We start from the raw sequence: 15,139 nt of genomic DNA on the forward strand, positions 1-15,139 counted from the left end.
CGGGTGATTTTGTGTCCGTGAGACAAGTGGTGGTTCGGTATCCGCCGAGCCGAAGGAGAGGGCGATGACCGTTGGGCCTTCGCCGGGCGCCGCGGCCGGGCCGAGCCCCGCACCCGACGAAGTGCGCGACTGGCTCGCGGAGTACGTCTACGAGACGACGCGCGCCGAAGTGCTCGAACGCATCGTCACCCGGCTCGACGACGTGATCATCGCGCGCATTCCCGAACTCGCCGATCGCGATATGCGCCGCGACCTCGCGGCCAGCACCAGGGCGCACGCCAGGATCGTGCTCAGCCGCCTGGCCAGCGATACCTTCGAGTTCTCGCTCCCGGAGGAGGCGCACGCGTTCGCGCGCAGCGTGGCCAGGCGTGGTTTCGAGCTGCGGTTGCTGCTGCGGGTCTATCACGTGGGCATGGAGGCGGTGCTGGACTACATGACCGAGGTCGTCGAGCAGCGGCGGGCGACGCCGGAACTCGAACGCATGGTGCTGCTGCGGCTGTTCGAGCGGGCCACCAAGTGGATCAGCACGTCGGTCGAGTTGCTCACCGACACCTACATGGAGGAGCGCGAGCAGGTGCTGCGCGCCGCCTTCAACCGTCGCGCCGAGACCGTCCGAGCGCTGCTGGACGGCGAGCACGTGGACGTCGATCAGGCATCGGTGCGGCTCGGCTACCGGCTCTCCCAGCGGCACCTGGCCTTCGTGCTGTGGACCGACGAGCCGACCGGAGAACCCGCAGGCGCGGAGGCGGAGGCGACCGGACTGCTGGATCGGGTCGCGGCGCGGCTGGCCGCGGCACTGGGCAGCGCGCGGCTGCTCACCGTTCCCTCCGGCGCCAGCGCGATGTGGGCGTGGGCCGGATCGGACGACGGGGAACACGGCGCCGAACTCGCGGTGCCGGGCGAAGCGGAGCGGCTGACCGCGGCGCAGGTCGAGGCGCCGGTACGGGTGGCGTTCGGTGTGCCCGCCGCGGGGATCGCCGGTTTCCGTCGCAGTCATCGCGAAGCGGTCGCCGCGCGGCAGGTCGCGGAGCGCGCACCCGCGGGCGGGCGGCGCGTCACCGGGTATCGAACGGTGGAGATCGCCTATCTGGCCGGTGCGGACGAAGCGGCCATGCGAGGACTGGTCGAGCGGGAACTGGGCGCGCTGGCGGCGCGCGACGGGAACGCCGCACGTCTGCGCGAGACGCTGCACGCCTATCTGCGCAGCCAACGCAGCCCGGAGGCCACCGCGAAGGTGCTCGGCGTACACAAGAACACGGTCCGCTACCGCGTGCAGCGGATCGAACAGCTTTTGGGATATCCGATCGAAGAACGCGGTCTGCCGCTGGAGATCGCGCTGGTGTGCGTCGCCGTCTACGGCGCCGACGCACTGCCCTGAACCGGCCGCCTGTCTACTCTCCCGCCGCGGCCTCCCGTGCGGCGATCCGGCGCAGCGGCGGTTCGGTGGTCGGGGCCACCCTGCGGTCGGGTAACTCGGCGAGCAAGGTGGTGGTCGCGCTTGCGATGGCCGCGACGGCCTTGTCGACGGCCGGTTTGGTGGTCGAGCTCAGGCCGGACACGCCACCGACCTTGCGCACGTACTGCAGTGCGGCGGCATAGATTTCCTGCTCGGTTGCGGCAGGCTCCAGACCACGCAGGACGGTGATGTTTCTACACATGCGAGCACACTAGCCCCAGATCACGACATGCGTCAGCGCAAGAACCAACGGAGTCCGAAATCGATTCGCCCTGCGGACGCGCCCGCGGTCCGGCGTCGCGACCGACAGAGGTGGCCGTCCGCGAATCCCGCGCGTACCCCGCGCGGGATAGGGAACAATCGGGGCATGTCTTCGCGCGGCGTACCCACCTTGACGACCTTTCCGTACGCGGAGCTGGACGAGCGGGAGGAAGACCACTGGTCCGGCGCCGCGGTATCCGACGACGAACTGCGGGCGCTGGCCCTCGGCGCCTTCTATTCCGCGCGCTGGGACGCCTTCCATGACGCGCTGCTGCTCGGCCCGGAACGCGCGCATCCGCTCGGTGACCGGCGTGAACTGGCCATCGACACACTCACCGGCGCGTGGGGCATCACCGATGGCACCGAGGCGCAGGCGTCGATGGAGCAGTTGCTCGACGGCATGCACGCCCCGCTCTACGCGCTGGTGCACCCGCTGGTGACGGCCTCGATCAACGCCAGTGAGCGCGATCGCTTCGGTGAGCGCGCCGACCGGCACCGGGCGTTCCTGCGGCAGGTCGGAGCGTTCCGGGGGATGGACAATCCCGAGGCGCTGGTCCGCGACTACGACATCTGGTCGCAGGCGATCAAGATCGGATTCACCGACCATCTGGCCCGGCCGCTGCCGGGTGACATCCACGCCTGGGATCTGGCCAGGGTCGTCGCGGTGGCCAGGATGGCCTACACGGCCGGGTACCTCGACGCCGACGTGGCCTGGAGTTATCTGGCGCGCGCCCTGCCGCTGGCCCAGAGCAAGTACCGCAACTGGCGCCAGTTCGGCGACGCCTACCTCACCGGCTGGACCTATTGGCAGGCCTGCGAGGACTTGGCCGAGCTGAAGAACGGCGGCGTCGACCGCCGCAAGGAGCTGCTGCGGCTGTGGCTGCGTCCGACCAGCCCGTGGCGGCGGATCGCGCTGAACTCAGCTCCCGTCGGGGAGTGAACGCAGGATTCCGCGGCCGTAACGTTGGAACTGCGCGTCGTCGACCATGCCGAGGGAGTGTCGCTCGACCAGCAGTTCCCACTCCGAATACAACTGCGCCACACCGGGATCCGCGGGGCCAGCGGCGCCGTCGGCGGACTCCCGGCGTACCGCGAAGTTCACCGCGCAGATGACCCGATCGGTGTCGGCGCGGTCGGCGCCCGCGAATTGCAGCGTGCGGCTGCCGTCGTGTACCTCGGCGCCGGTCGCGCCGCGTCCGGGGCCGATCTCGCCGCGCCCCGCGGTGGGGGTATCGGTCACGCGAGCCCATACGACCACGGGAATCGGGAGTTCGTACGCGTACCGGCTGTCGCCGATCGCGATGAACAGCAGCCGCGTCGTCGTGGCGGCGAGCAGGCCGGAGCCGCTGCCCGCCGGAGGGTGCGCGACCGCGACGGCGGTCTCCAGGACGTACTCGTCCGGCGTCACGTAACGATGCAGAGCCGCTATCGCATGCTTCGCCTCACGGCGCGGCGACATCCTGCGCGTCGCCCGTTCCACGTCCGCGCGGGTGGGGCCGCCACGTCCCCAGGTGGGGGTAGGCGGGCGCAGGTCCGGCGCCGCCACGTCGATGCGCTGGGTGGCGAGGATGTGCGCGTTGATGCGGTCGACGATCTCGGTGGCCGCGGGAACGTCGTGCTCGGCGATGATCACCGGAAGGGGCGTGCGGTCCGCGGGGACGCCGGTGAGCACGGGCGTCGGGTAGCGCAGATAGATCTCGATCACCACCGCGTCGTCCGCGCGCCGGTTCAGCCGGACCTTCAGCAGGTCGGAGACCGGGACATCGAGCACGCGCTCGCCGTCGGACCCGGGCCGCAAGACGATCAACCTGCCGCGGCCGTGACGCAGTATCGCTGTGGGTGTTCGTAACTCGACTATGTCCATACCCCCTGCGCTCGTGTCTGGTCTGCGGCGCTCCCGGGGCCTTTCGTGGTGTGCGAGCTACCGCCTACGTGCCCGTCGCTCGCGCCGCGATGTTGTGTCGTCGCTCACGATAGGCCGAACATGCCATGATTGTTGCCACTTGGAGGAAGCCGAACCGGAGACATCGGGAACCACCGTCGATCCCCGGCCGTTTACCTCTTTAACTGCACCTGCAGCCGAACTACGCGATGTATCGAGTAGACCGTACGCGGTAACGTGGCTTGTCCGCATCCGAACCCCTGCGGAACCGGACGCGCCAGACGCATCGCTAGGCAAGAACCGGAGACACCGGAAAGGACTGGCCGCCCCGGCCGACGCTCTATGAACCGCAAGACAGTGTTTCGCACCCTGGCCATAGTCTCGGGCATCTTGCTCGTGATCTATGCGTTCAGCTACTTCGGCAACGACACGCGGGGCTGGAAGAGCGTCGATACATCGGTTGCCCTGAGCCAGCTCGAGAACAAGAGCAACGTCCAGAACGTCCAGATCGATGATCGCGAGCAGCAGTTGCGCATCGAGCTGAAGGACGGCAACGACGCCACCGGCGGACAGAACAAGATCATCGCGAAGTATCCGGGCGGTAGCGAGACCTCCGCCCAGATCTTCTCGGCCGTGAAGAACTCCGGCGCCCCGTACAACACCGTGGTCAAGCAGGAGAGCTGGTTCACCCAGATCCTGCTGTTCGTGCTGCCGATGGTCATCCTGCTCGGCCTGTTCATCTTCGTGATGGCCCGCATGCAGGGCGGCGGCCGCGGCGGCATGATGGGCTTCGGCAAGTCGAAGGCCAAGCAGCTGTCCAAGGACATGCCCAAGACCACGTTCGCCGACGTGGCCGGAGCCGACGAGGCGGTCGAGGAACTCTACGAGATCAAGGACTTCCTGCAGAACCCGGTCCGCTACCAGGCCCTCGGCGCCAAGATCCCCAAGGGCGTCCTGCTCTACGGTCCGCCCGGCACCGGCAAGACCCTGCTGGCCCGTGCCGTCGCGGGCGAGGCAGGCGTGCCGTTCTTCACCATCTCCGGTTCGGACTTCGTGGAGATGTTCGTCGGCGTCGGCGCCTCCCGCGTGCGCGACCTGTTCGAGCAGGCCAAGCAGAACAGCCCCTGCATCATCTTCGTCGACGAGATCGACGCGGTCGGCCGCCAGCGCGGCGCTGGCCTCGGCGGCGGTCACGACGAGCGCGAGCAGACCCTCAACCAGCTGCTGGTGGAGATGGACGGCTTCGGCGACCGCACCGGCATCATCCTGATCGCCGCCACCAACCGCCCCGACATCCTCGACCCGGCGCTGCTGCGTCCCGGCCGCTTCGACCGGCAGATCCCGGTCGGCAATCCGGACCTCGCCGGTCGCCGCGCCATCCTGCGGGTGCACTCGCAGGGCAAGCCGATCTCCCCGGATGCCGATCTGGACGGCCTGGCCAAGCGCACCGTCGGCATGTCCGGCGCGGACCTCGCCAACGTCATCAACGAGGCCGCGCTGCTCACCGCCCGCGAGCACGGCGCGGTGATCACCGGCGAATCGCTGGAGGAGTCGGTCGACCGCGTGATCGGCGGCCCGCGCCGCAAGAGCCGGATCATCAGCGAGCACGAGAAGAAGATCACCGCCTATCACGAGGGCGGCCACACCTTGGCCGCCTGGGCGATGCCGGACATCGAGCCGGTCTACAAGGTCACCATCCTGGCGCGCGGTCGCACCGGCGGCCACGCCATGACGGTGCCCGAGGACGACAAGGGCCTGATGACCCGCTCGGAGATGATCGCCCGCCTGGTCATGGCGATGGGCGGCCGCGCGGCCGAGGAACTGGTGTTCCACGAGCCGACCACCGGCGCGTCCTCCGATATCGATCAGGCAACCAAGATCGCCCGGGCGATGGTCACCGAGTACGGCATGAGCGCCCGGCTCGGCGCGGTCCGCTACGGCCAGGAGCAGGGCGACCCGTTCCTCGGCCGCTCGATGGGCATGGGTTCGGAGTATTCGCACGAGGTGGCGGGCGCGATCGACGTGGAGGTGCGCAACCTGATCGAGGCCGCGCACACCGAGGCGTGGGCGATCCTGAACGAGTACCGCGACGTGCTCGACGACCTGGCCACCGCGCTGTTGGAGCGGGAGACGCTGCACCGCAAGGATCTCGAGCAGATCCTCGCCTCCGTGCAGAAGCGCCCGCGGATCACCGCGTTCAACGATTTCGGCGAGCGGGTCCCCTCGGACAAGCCGCCGGTGAAGACCCCGGGCGAGCTGGCCGCCGAGCGCGGCGAGTCGTGGCCGCCGGAGCCGGTGGTGAAGCCGGTGGCCGCGTCCGCGCAGCGCGAGCCGCAGCCCGCCAACGGGTATCCGCCGCACGAGAGCGGTTACGGCGCTCCGCCGCAGTACCCCCGCCCGTCCGCGCCCGGCTACCCGCTGCCGCAGGCGCCCGCTCCGGCCTATCCGCGCCAGGGCACGCACGGTTCGCGGCCGGACTACGGCGCTCCGGCGGGCTGGTCCGCTCCCGGCTGGCCGCCGCGCGACGAGCCGCAGCAGGGTCAGCCCGGCTGGGGCGACCCGCAGCAGCCGCGGCACGGCTATCAGCCGTGGGGTCCGCAGGGTTCGCCCGAAGGCGGCTATGACAGGGACGGGTACGGCGACCACGGCGGTTACGACGAGCCGCGCCGGACGAATCCGAACGGCGAGGGCGACGGTGATTGGGATGGACCGAACGGTCGTCACTGACCTGTGACGATTAGGCTCGACCATCTGGGGTGCCGAGAGATTGCCGGCGCCCGGGGAGTTTGGAGGTGTCCTCGATTGTCGGCCAACGAGTATGGCGGTGGTCACACCGTCGCCGAACTGGACAGTGCGGAGCACAACGGCATCGACATCGGCCTGTCGGAGCCGGGCCTCGTGGCACTGGAAACGGGCAGGTCGTTCGATCAGGCGCGAGCCGAAGCGGCGGTACGGGAGTTGCTGATCGCCGTCGGTGAGGACCCGGACCGGCCCGGCCTGCTCGACACGCCCGCCCGGGTCGCGCGGGCCTACCGGGAGACGTTCGCCGGGCTCTATGTGGAACCGGATTCGGTGCTCAACACCACGTTCGACGAGGGCCATCAGGAACTCGTACTGGTCAGGGACATTCCGATGTACTCCACCTGTGAGCACCACTTGGTGTCCTTCCACGGTGTCGCCCATGTCGGGTACATCCCCGGTCCACACGGCCGGGTCACCGGCCTGTCCAAACTCGCCCGCCTGGTCGACCTGTACGCCAAGCGCCCGCAGGTGCAGGAGCGGCTGACCAGCCAGATCGCCGACGCGGTGATGCGCAAGCTGGACCCGAGGGGAGCGATCGTCGTGGTCGAGGCCGAGCACCTCTGCATGGCGATGCGCGGCATCCGCAAGCCGGGCGCGAGCACGACCACCTCCGCGGTGCGTGGACTGCTGCAGTCCAACGCCGCCTCGCGCGCCGAGGCGCTCGATCTGATCCTGCGGAAGTGAGCGGGCCCGCGGTGTCCGAACCGAGGCGCTTCGAGAGCCTCGCCGCCCGCGACGGGCGCTCCTGTGTGGTGATGGGTGTGGTGAACGTCACCAGCGATTCGTTCTCCGACGGCGGGCGATACCTCGATCCCGAGCTGGCCATCGCGCACGGCGTTCGGCTGCACGCCGCGGGCGCGGACGTCATCGACGTCGGCGGCGAGTCGACCAGGCCGGGCGCGGTCCGCGTCGACGCGGCGACCGAGACCGCACGGGTGACACCTGTCATCCGCGGACTGGTCGCGGCGGGGGTGCCGACCAGCGTGGACACCATGCGCGCCGCCGTCGCCGAAGCCGCGATCGAAGCCGGGGTGTCGGTGGTGAACGACGTCTCCGGCGGCCTTGCCGATGCCGACATGGTGCGCGTGGTCGCCTCCGCGCGGGTCCCGTGGATCCTCATGCACTGGCGGGCGGGCGCCGACTACCGGCACACCGGACCGGCGGACCACTACGACGACGTGGTCGCGGAGGTGCTCGCCGAGTTGACCACGCAGGTGGACTCGGCCGTCGCCGCGGGCGTGGAGTCGTCCCGGCTGATTCTCGACCCCGGCTTGGGCTTCGCGAAGAACGCCGAACACAACTGGGCTCTGCTCGGCGCGCTGCCGGAATTGGTCGCGCAGGGGCTCCCGGTCCTGATCGGGGCGTCTCGCAAGCGTTTTCTCGGCTCCCTGCTCGCCGACGAGGCGGGGCCGCGTCCACCGGACGGCAGGGAGACGGCCACCGCGACCATCTCGGCACTGGCCGCGGTGCACGGCGCGTGGGGTGTGCGGGTGCACGACGTGCGCGCCTCGCTGGACGCCATCACGGTCACCGACGCGTGGCAGAATGCCGCACGGCAGCGCGCCGAACAGCACGACACCGCCCGATCCAGTGCGCAAGGAGCTCGACGATGAGCCGGTCCCCGATCCACGCCGAAGACGAAGCGCCGCCGGGTGATTCGGCGATCCGGCGCGGCGCCGACCGCATCGAGTTGCGCGGCCTGCGCGCCTACGGGCACCACGGCGTGTTCGAGCACGAGCGCCGCGACGGCCAGGAGTTCCTGGTCGACCTGACGGTATGGGTGGACTTCGACGTGGCCGCGGCGTCCGACGACCTGGCAGCCACCGTGGACTACGGCGCGTTGGCCGAACGCGCGGTGCGCATCGTCCAGGGTCCGCCGCGCAATCTCATCGAGACGGTGGTCTCGGAGATCGCCGACGATGTCATGACCGATCCGCGGATACGGTCGGTCGAGGTGGTGTTGCACAAGCCGTCCGCGCCGATCCCGCACACGTTCGCCGATGTGCGGGTGATCACCTCGCGTCACCGGGGGGAGCCCGTCGGATGAGCGAGCGGAACTGCGGCGCGGTGTTTTTCACCGTGCCGGGCGCCGCGGAGGTGCGCCGATGACCCGTGCCGTGCTGTCCATCGGTTCGAATCTGGGTGATCGGCTCGCGCATCTGCGCAGCGTCCTGGACGGGTTCGGCCATCGCGTGCTGGCGGTCTCCGCCGTGTATTCGACCGCGCCCTGGGGTGGTGTCCCGCAGGGCGACTATCTCAATGCCGCTGTGCTGGTAGAGGATCCGGCCTTCGGCTGCGCCGACTGGCTGCGTCGCGGGCAGGAGCTGGAGCAGGCCTCGGGACGGGTGCGTGAAGTGCGCTGGGGCGCACGCACGCTCGACGTGGACGTGGTGTGGTGCGCCGAACTGCGCGGCGGTGAGCCGGTCGCGTGCCGTAGCGCCGACCCGGATCTCATCCTGCCGCACCCGCAGGCGCATCGGCGCGCCTTCGTGCTGGCGCCGTGGCTGGACGTGATGCCGGACGCGGTGCTCGAGGTCGACGGCGTGCCGCACGCTGTCGCGGATCTGCTGGCCGGGCTCGATCCGGACGAACGCGCCGGGGTGCGTCGCACCGCGTTCTCGCTGACGGGCGCGCCGTCGTGAAACTGAAGCCGACTCGCATACTCGACCTCGTGGCGAACGTGCTGATCGCCGCGATCGTCGCGTGGATCGCCACCCGGGTGGCCTATGACAGCTTCCCGCCGATCTCGATCTTCGCGGGCGCCTCGCTGTATCCGGTGGCCGCGATCGAAGCTGTGCTCGCGTTCGTCATCCGGGCGCGGGTCAACGACCACCAGATCGGCGATGGACGTCACCAGTTGCATCCGATCACGGCGGCCCGCGCCGTCGCGTTGGCCAAGGCGTCGGCGCAGGTCGGTTCGATCGCCGCGGGTATCTGGCTCGGATTCCTGTGCTGGGTCCTCCCGCAGCGCGGCACCTTGCGCGCGGCCGCGGCCGACAGCCCCGGCGCGATCGTCGGGATGCTGGCGGGCTTCGCTTTGGTTGCTGCGGCCCTCTGGCTGGAGTACTGCTGCCGGGCGCCGGAGGATCCCACCGACGATGCGGCAACTACATAGCTAGTTTCACGAACTTAATCACAAAACCGGAATCTGGGCGTGGCCGAAGCTATTGGCTACCCTGGCTGGCATGGTTTCACCCTCCCGTAGCAGCACTTCCCGTGGACGGCGGGACGACGCGGGAAAATTATTCGTCGGCGTCCTGATCGTGCTCGGTCTGGTTGCCAGTGTTTTCCTGATCTTCAGCAACAGTGTCGAGTTCGTACGGGTAGGTCTGGTCGCGGCCCTGTGGGCCGCGGCGATCGGGGCTCTTGCTGCGACGAAGTACCGCAAAGAGGCGACGATCGACAAGGCGAAGGTCCGCGATCTGCAAACCGTCTACGCGTTGCAGCTGGAGCGTGAGGTCACCGCGCGCCGCGAGTACGAGCTCGGTGTGGAGGCGCGGGTCCGCGAGGAGGTGGGCGTCGACGCGACCGAACTCGCGGCCTTGCGCGCGGAGCTCACCGTGCTGCGGCAGAGCCTGCAGCGGCTGTTCGACGGCGATCTGCCGATGGATCGCCCCGCGTTGCGCGCCGACGCGACCAGGATCCAGGAGCTGACCAGCTCCGGCACGGAATCGGGGAACAATAGCTCCGCGAATGCCGGGATGTGGTCGATGTTCGCCGACCAGCAACCGCGTAGCAGTATGACGCCGATCTTCGAGCCCGACCATCCCGAGCCACCGGTCTTCGCCAGCCCCTTCGATGATCCGGTCACCGCGGAGACCGCCGTCGTCTCCCTCGACGACACCGACCAGGCCGACGCGGAGCGGGCGCGCTACGCCGAGCCGCGCGGCTGGGCCGACGCCTTCACCGAGACGGTGGACGAGGAGCCGCTGGACGAGCCACCCACCCAGCCCGCCGCACGACCCCAGCCGACGCCGGAACCGGCCTCTCGGTCGGCCTCAGCACCCGCCATGGGCACGCCGAGCGCGCGCAGGCGCCGCCGGGCGGAAAGCGACGACGAGACGCCGTCGCGTCGTCTCTCGGTCGCGGAGATCATGGCCAACCTGCAATCGGAGGAGCGGGACCGCCGGTGAGTGGAGCCGGGGCCCGGCCCGGCACTGCGGCCTAGATCACGCGGGCACCCCGTGGCGGCGGCGAAGCACCTGTAGATATCCTCTTGGCGTACCGTCCGGTACCCGCATGGCGGGACTGGAACGACATCGAGAGGACAACGTTGACCTCGAGAAGCGTGAATTCCGACAACGCTGATTCGGGCTACGACCCCGCGCCCGCACGCCTGACGGTGGGAATCGTCTCGGCGGGACGCGTGGGCTCGGCATTGGGCGTCGCACTCGAGCGCGCCGGACACGTCGTGTTCGGCGTCTGCGCGATCTCCGACGCGTCGGTGCGGCGTGCCCGGACCCGGCTGCCCGATTCGGAGATCCTGCCGATCGAACAGGTGGCCGCCCGCAGCGAGCTGCTGTTGCTGGCCGTGCCCGACGCCGAGCTTCCCGGCCTGGTTCGCGGTCTGGCCGGTGCGGAAGTCGTCCGTCCCGGCACCATCGTCGCGCACACGTCCGGCGCGAACGGCGTCGGCGTACTCGCGCCCCTGGCCGAGATCGGCGCGCTTCCGCTGGCCATCCACCCGGCCATGACCTTCACCGGACACGACGAGGACGTGAACCGCCTCGGCAACGCGTGCTTCGGCATCACCGCCGCCGATGAGGTCGGCTACGCCATCGCGCAGTCGCTGGTGATCGAGATGGGCGGCGAGCCGGTGCGGGTGCCGGAGGAGAACCGGCCGCTGTACCACGCCGCGCTCGCGCATGGCAGCAACCACCTGGTCACGGTGATCGTCGACGCGGTGGCCGCGTTGCGCGCCGCCCTGGCCGGCCCCGGCCTGATGGGCCAGCAGCTGGTGGACGAGCAGCCCAACGGCCTGGCCGAGCGTCTGCTCGCGCCCCTGGCATCGGCGGCGCTGGACAACGCGTTGCGGCGCGGCCAGTCCGCGCTGACCGGCCCGGTCGCCCGTGGTGACGCGGGCGCGGTGGCCGCGCATCTGACCGCGCTGGCGTCGGTCGACGCCAGGCTGGCCGAGGCGTATCGCGCGCTGTCGCTGCGCACGGCGGAACGCGCGGGCACCGCCCCCGCCGTCATCGAACTGCTGGAAGGACGCTGATGTTGGACCCGAAACTGCGCGGCGCCTACCGGCCCGGTGCGCTGACCGTCCACCACGATCCCGCCGTGCTCGGCGCGGTGTCCGCCGCGCTGCGCGGCGTCGGCCGTACCGTCGCGCTGGTGCCGACCATGGGTGCGCTGCACGAGGGCCACCTGGAGATCGTGCGGCTGGCCAAGCGGACCAACCAGGTGGTCATCGTCTCGATCTTCGTCAACCCGTTGCAGTTCGGGGCGAACGAAGACCTGGACAAATACCCACGCACGCTGGACGCCGACGTCGAGTTGTTGCGCGCGGAGGGTGTCGAGCTGGTGTTCGCGCCCAGCGCGTCCGACATGTATCCGGACGGCCCGCGGACCACGGTGCAGCCGGGCCCGCTCGGCGCGGAGCTGGAAGGGGCGAGCCGCCCGACCCATTTCGCGGGCATGCTCACCGTGGTCGCCAAGCTCCTGCAGATCGCGCGGCCGACCGAGGCGTTCTTCGGCGAGAAGGACTACCAACAGCTCACGTTGATCCGGCAGATGGTCCGCGATCTGAACTTCGACGTGAAGATCACGCCGGTGGTCACCGTCCGTGAGGCCGACGGCCTGGCCATGTCCTCACGGAACCGTTATCTCGACCCCGTGCAGCGCGAATCGGCGCTCGCCTTGTCGGCCGCCCTGTCGGCGGGCAAGCACGCGGGCGGGCTCGGCGGCGACGCGGTGCTCGCGGCCGCCCGTCAGGTGCTCGACGCCGTGCCCGGCGTGGACGTCGACTACCTGGAATTGCGCTCGGCCACCCTGGGCCCCGCCCCGGCCGCGGGCAACGCCAGGTTGCTGATCGCGGCCAGGGTGGGCACTACCCGGCTCATCGACAACATCGCCGTCACGCTCGGCGCTCCGATCGACGGCCATCCCAACGTCTCCGGTTCGCGGCCCGCCGTGGACCCCCGGTCCGTTCCGGCGGTGTCGAATCCCGCCCCGCTTCCTCCCGCGAACTAGAAAGGTCGACGCAATGCTGCGCACCATGATGAAGTCGAAGATCCACCGTGCCACCGTGACGCACGCCGACCTGCACTACGTCGGTTCGGTCACCGTGGACCAGGACCTGCTCGACGCCGCCGATCTGCTGGAAGGCGAGCAGGTCTGCATCGTCGACATCGACAACGGCGCCCGCCTGGAGACCTACGTGATCGCCGGTGAGCGGGGTTCGGGGGTGATCGGGATCAACGGCGCCGCGGCCCACCTGGTGCATCCCGGCGACCTCGTCATCCTGATCGCCTACGGCCAGCTGAACGAGCAGGAGCTGAAGGAATACGACCCCAAGGTCGTATTCGTCGACGAGCGCAACCGCCCGGTCGAGCTCGGTTCGGACCCGGCGCACGCACCGGAGGGCTCGGGCCTGACCTCGCCGCGCTCGCTGTCGTTCGTCTGAACAGCGGCGACCGGACATGTTGCTGACCATCGATGTCCGCAATACGAGTATCGAACTCGGCTTGTTCTCCGGTTCCGGAGAGCATTCGAAACTGGTGCGCCACTGGCGTATCCACACCAATCCGTTGCTGACCGCCGACGAATTCGCCATGCAGGTGCGCGGGTTGGTCGGCGCGCAACTGGACGAGGTGATCGGCGTCTCGGCGCTTTCGACGGTGCCGCCCGTGCTGCGCGAACTGCGCGGCATGCTCGGTCAATACTGGGCTCATGTTCCGCACGTGTTGGTGGAACCCGGTGTGCGCACCGGGATTCCGCTGCTGGTGGACAATCCGAAAGAAGTCGGCGCCGACCGCATCGTCAATTGCCTGGCCGCCTACCAGCGGTATTCCGGGCCCGCGATCGTCGTCGATTTCGGAACGGCGATCTGCGTCGATCTGGTGTCGAAGAAGGGCGAGTTTCTCGGCGGGATCATCGCACCCGGTGTGGAGATCGCCACGGAAGCCCTGGTAGAACGCAGTGCGCTGCGGCGGGCGGAGTTGACCAGGCCACGGTCGGTGCTTGGGAAGAACAGCATGGAATGCATGCAGTCCGGCGCGGTATTCGGTTTCGCCGGACTGGTCGACGGCCTGATCGATCGGATTCGCGACGAGTTCGACGCCTTTGCCGGCGACGATGTGGCGGTGGTGGCGACCGGCGCGACCGCGCCGCTGATCGTCCCGGAATCGGAAACGATCGACGACCACGATCCGCATCTCACGTTGACCGGCCTGCGGCTCGTATACGAACGCAACCAGCGGCGCAAGGGAAATGTCTGATATGCGCGGTGTTGGATTCGTCGCAGGCCAGGGACTTGTCGACACCGCGTCGCATGCTGTTAAACTCCCTCTCGTGACTTTCTTCGTGAGCACCCAGGAGTGTTGTCGAGGCTGACGTGCCTCGACCGATCGAGGCTGAGTTCCTGCCCTCGACCGTTACCTTCCTCCTGGAGATTCGCTCATGCGTTCTTCTGTTCTTTCCCTTTCTTCCGCGCGTACGGCGCTGTCGGCTACTCCGCCGGTGGAACGCTCGGTGGCACCCGCTCTGCCCACTCGGCTGCGCCCGGCCGATCTGCTGCGGCTGACCGACGAGGGCGCCGAGGACGTGCTCGCCGGTCGCTATGACCACCTGCTTCCAGCTGACGGGACATGGCCGCACGACGAGCGCTGGGCGACCAGGCTGCTCTCCGACGACGAAGTCGACGTTTGGTTGATCAGCTGGACGCCGGGCAAGTCGACCGAGCTGCACGACCATGCCGGGTCGCTCGGCGCGCTCACCGTGCTCAGCGGCGCGTTATCCGAATACCGCTGGAACGGGACGGAATTGCGTTGCCGCACGCTCGCGGCGGGTGACCAGGCCTCGTTCCCGATCGGCTGGGTGCACGACGTCATGCGGGCGCCCGCCGACGTGCCCGGCGCCGTCGAATCCGCGGGCCCGCTCGATCCGACGCTCAGCGTGCACGCCTATTCCCCGCCGCTCACCGCCATGTCGTATTACGAGGTGACCGGCCACGGCACCCTGCGGCGCACCCGAACCGTCCTCACCGACCAGCCCGAAGGTGACATGTGATGACCCGTTTGACCATCGATCAGATGCTCGAGAACGCACGGGCGCAACTCGACCGGATCTATGCCTTCGAATTGCCGGAAGCCATCGAGCGGGGCGCCATTCTGGTGGATATCCGGCCGCAGGCGCAACGCGGACGCGAGGGCACCTTGCCCGGCGCCTTGGTGATCGAGCGCAATGTCCTGGAATGGCGGCTGGACCCCACCAGTTCGGCCCGCTTGGCGCTGGCCGCCGATCACGACGTGGAATGGATCGTCGTCTGCTCCGAGGGCTATACCTCCAGCTTGGCCGCCGCCGCCCTGCAGCAACTCGGGCTGCACCGGGCGACCGATCTGGTGGGCGGTTACCAGGCGTTGAAGGCGGCCGGGCTGTTGAACGTCGCCGTCGGGGCGTCGCACTTCGTGCGTGAGGCCGAGGCGCTCGCCTCGCTGTAATTTCCCCGCCAACACTTCCATCTCGAAATAGCCGGGCGCGCAGGTGTTTTCGCACACACTATGATGCGCACCGGC

General features: G+C 69.2%; 17 protein-coding genes. 15 read left to right on the forward strand and 2 right to left on the reverse strand.

From position 1 onward, the window contains the following. Positions 1 to 64: 64 nt before the first annotated feature. Positions 65 to 1,378, forward strand: coding sequence for a helix-turn-helix domain-containing protein (locus tag ABZ824_RS13750; protein WP_356963544.1), 1,314 nt, complete (start codon positions 65 to 67; stop codon positions 1,376 to 1,378). Positions 1,379 to 1,391: 13 nt separating this feature from the next. Here ABZ824_RS13750 and ABZ824_RS13755 read toward each other — a convergent pair whose 3' ends face one another. Continuing rightward, entirely contained in the window at positions 1,392 to 1,658 is a 267-nt protein-coding gene (locus tag ABZ824_RS13755) for a DUF2277 domain-containing protein (protein WP_356963545.1), read from the reverse strand. A gap of 165 nt (positions 1,659 to 1,823) precedes the next feature. Between ABZ824_RS13755 and ABZ824_RS13760 the strand changes: the two genes are divergently transcribed. After that, positions 1,824 to 2,657, forward strand: coding sequence for a DUF1266 domain-containing protein (locus ABZ824_RS13760; RefSeq protein WP_355079160.1), 834 nt, complete (start codon positions 1,824 to 1,826; stop codon positions 2,655 to 2,657). Here ABZ824_RS13760 and ABZ824_RS13765 read toward each other — a convergent pair. Further along, positions 2,637 to 3,515, reverse strand: coding sequence for a hypothetical protein (locus tag ABZ824_RS13765; RefSeq protein ID WP_356963546.1), 879 nt, complete (start codon positions 3,513 to 3,515; stop codon positions 2,637 to 2,639). The genes ABZ824_RS13760 and ABZ824_RS13765 overlap by 21 nt on opposite strands. A 426-nt stretch (positions 3,516 to 3,941) precedes the next feature. Between ABZ824_RS13765 and ftsH the strand changes: the two genes are divergently transcribed. The 13 genes from ftsH to ABZ824_RS13830 all read left to right on the forward strand — a co-directional run bounded on the left by ftsH (position 3,942) and on the right by ABZ824_RS13830 (position 15,064). Continuing rightward, positions 3,942 to 6,326 carry an ATP-dependent zinc metalloprotease FtsH gene (gene ftsH, locus ABZ824_RS13770; RefSeq protein ID WP_355079156.1) on the forward strand — a complete coding sequence of 795 codons (2,385 nt, stop codon included), beginning with the start codon at positions 3,942 to 3,944 and terminating at the stop codon, positions 6,324 to 6,326. A 141-nt stretch (positions 6,327 to 6,467) separates the two neighbouring features. After that, complete coding sequence (gene folE / locus ABZ824_RS13775) at positions 6,468 to 7,085, forward strand: GTP cyclohydrolase I FolE (protein WP_355079266.1); 618 nt, start codon at positions 6,468 to 6,470, stop codon at positions 7,083 to 7,085. Positions 7,086 to 7,156: 71 nt separating this feature from the next. After that, positions 7,157 to 8,014 (forward strand): dihydropteroate synthase, encoded by an 858-nt coding sequence (gene folP / locus ABZ824_RS13780; RefSeq protein ID WP_356963884.1) that lies wholly within the window; start codon positions 7,157 to 7,159, stop codon positions 8,012 to 8,014. After that, the gene (gene folB / locus ABZ824_RS13785; protein ID WP_356963547.1) at positions 8,011 to 8,448 is read left to right on the forward strand and encodes a dihydroneopterin aldolase; all 438 of its coding nucleotides are present in this window, start codon (positions 8,011 to 8,013) and stop codon (positions 8,446 to 8,448) included. Before folP ends, folB begins: the two co-directional genes overlap by 4 nt. 58 nt (positions 8,449 to 8,506) lie before the next feature. Further along, positions 8,507 to 9,043: a 2-amino-4-hydroxy-6-hydroxymethyldihydropteridine diphosphokinase gene (folK, locus tag ABZ824_RS13790; protein ID WP_356963548.1), complete on the forward strand. Its 537-nt coding sequence runs from the start codon at positions 8,507 to 8,509 to the stop codon at positions 9,041 to 9,043. A 2-nt stretch (positions 9,044 to 9,045) separates the two neighbouring features. After that, positions 9,046 to 9,516, forward strand: a complete 471-nt coding sequence (locus ABZ824_RS13795; protein ID WP_355079262.1) for a DUF3180 domain-containing protein — start codon at positions 9,046 to 9,048, stop codon at positions 9,514 to 9,516. A gap of 70 nt (positions 9,517 to 9,586) precedes the next feature. Continuing rightward, positions 9,587 to 10,534 carry a DUF6779 domain-containing protein gene (locus ABZ824_RS13800; protein ID WP_356963549.1) on the forward strand — a complete coding sequence of 316 codons (948 nt, stop codon included), beginning with the start codon at positions 9,587 to 9,589 and terminating at the stop codon, positions 10,532 to 10,534. A gap of 140 nt (positions 10,535 to 10,674) precedes the next feature. Further along, the gene (locus ABZ824_RS13805) at positions 10,675 to 11,619 is read left to right on the forward strand and encodes a DUF2520 domain-containing protein (protein WP_356963550.1); all 945 of its coding nucleotides are present in this window, start codon (positions 10,675 to 10,677) and stop codon (positions 11,617 to 11,619) included. Then, entirely contained in the window at positions 11,619 to 12,596 is a 978-nt protein-coding gene (panC, locus tag ABZ824_RS13810; protein ID WP_356963551.1) for a pantoate--beta-alanine ligase, read from the forward strand. Before ABZ824_RS13805 ends, panC begins: the two co-directional genes overlap by 1 nt. Positions 12,597 to 12,609: 13 nt before the next feature. Beyond that, positions 12,610 to 13,029, forward strand: coding sequence for an aspartate 1-decarboxylase (panD, locus tag ABZ824_RS13815; RefSeq protein ID WP_355079144.1), 420 nt, complete (start codon positions 12,610 to 12,612; stop codon positions 13,027 to 13,029). A 16-nt stretch (positions 13,030 to 13,045) separates the two neighbouring features. Continuing rightward, a complete protein-coding gene (locus ABZ824_RS13820) occupies positions 13,046 to 13,843 on the forward strand; it encodes a type III pantothenate kinase (protein WP_355079142.1) in 798 nt (265 codons plus the stop codon). A gap of 181 nt (positions 13,844 to 14,024) precedes the next feature. Then, positions 14,025 to 14,633 carry a cysteine dioxygenase family protein gene (locus ABZ824_RS13825; RefSeq protein ID WP_356963552.1) on the forward strand — a complete coding sequence of 203 codons (609 nt, stop codon included), beginning with the start codon at positions 14,025 to 14,027 and terminating at the stop codon, positions 14,631 to 14,633. Between the two features lie 8 nt (positions 14,634 to 14,641). Then, positions 14,642 to 15,064, forward strand: coding sequence for a rhodanese-like domain-containing protein (locus tag ABZ824_RS13830; RefSeq protein WP_355079260.1), 423 nt, complete (start codon positions 14,642 to 14,644; stop codon positions 15,062 to 15,064). The last annotated feature ends 75 nt before the right edge of the window (positions 15,065 to 15,139 follow it).

Source organism: Nocardia sp. NPDC047038 (genome assembly GCF_040644075.1).
Taxonomy (GTDB): domain Bacteria; phylum Actinomycetota; class Actinomycetes; order Mycobacteriales; family Mycobacteriaceae; genus Nocardia; species Nocardia sichangensis.

Excerpts from the sequence above, each read along its gene's own strand:
- ABZ824_RS13750 (WP_356963544.1), top strand. The coding sequence starts at position 65 with ATGACCGTTGGGCCTTCGCCGGGCGCCGCGGCCGGGCCGAGCCCCGCA.
- ABZ824_RS13755 (WP_356963545.1), bottom strand. The coding sequence starts at position 1,658 with ATGTGTAGAAACATCACCGTCCTGCGTGGTCTGGAGCCTGCCGCAACC.
- ABZ824_RS13760 (WP_355079160.1), top strand. The coding sequence starts at position 1,824 with ATGTCTTCGCGCGGCGTACCCACCTTGACGACCTTTCCGTACGCGGAG.
- ftsH (WP_355079156.1), top strand. The coding sequence starts at position 3,942 with ATGAACCGCAAGACAGTGTTTCGCACCCTGGCCATAGTCTCGGGCATC.
- folP (WP_356963884.1), top strand. The coding sequence starts at position 7,157 with ATGGGTGTGGTGAACGTCACCAGCGATTCGTTCTCCGACGGCGGGCGA.
- folB (WP_356963547.1), top strand. The coding sequence starts at position 8,011 with ATGAGCCGGTCCCCGATCCACGCCGAAGACGAAGCGCCGCCGGGTGAT.
- folK (WP_356963548.1), top strand. The coding sequence starts at position 8,507 with ATGACCCGTGCCGTGCTGTCCATCGGTTCGAATCTGGGTGATCGGCTC.
- ABZ824_RS13800 (WP_356963549.1), top strand. The coding sequence starts at position 9,587 with ATGGTTTCACCCTCCCGTAGCAGCACTTCCCGTGGACGGCGGGACGAC.
- panC (WP_356963551.1), top strand. The coding sequence starts at position 11,619 with ATGTTGGACCCGAAACTGCGCGGCGCCTACCGGCCCGGTGCGCTGACC.
- panD (WP_355079144.1), top strand. The coding sequence starts at position 12,610 with ATGCTGCGCACCATGATGAAGTCGAAGATCCACCGTGCCACCGTGACG.
- ABZ824_RS13820 (WP_355079142.1), top strand. The coding sequence starts at position 13,046 with ATGTTGCTGACCATCGATGTCCGCAATACGAGTATCGAACTCGGCTTG.
- ABZ824_RS13825 (WP_356963552.1), top strand. The coding sequence starts at position 14,025 with ATGCGTTCTTCTGTTCTTTCCCTTTCTTCCGCGCGTACGGCGCTGTCG.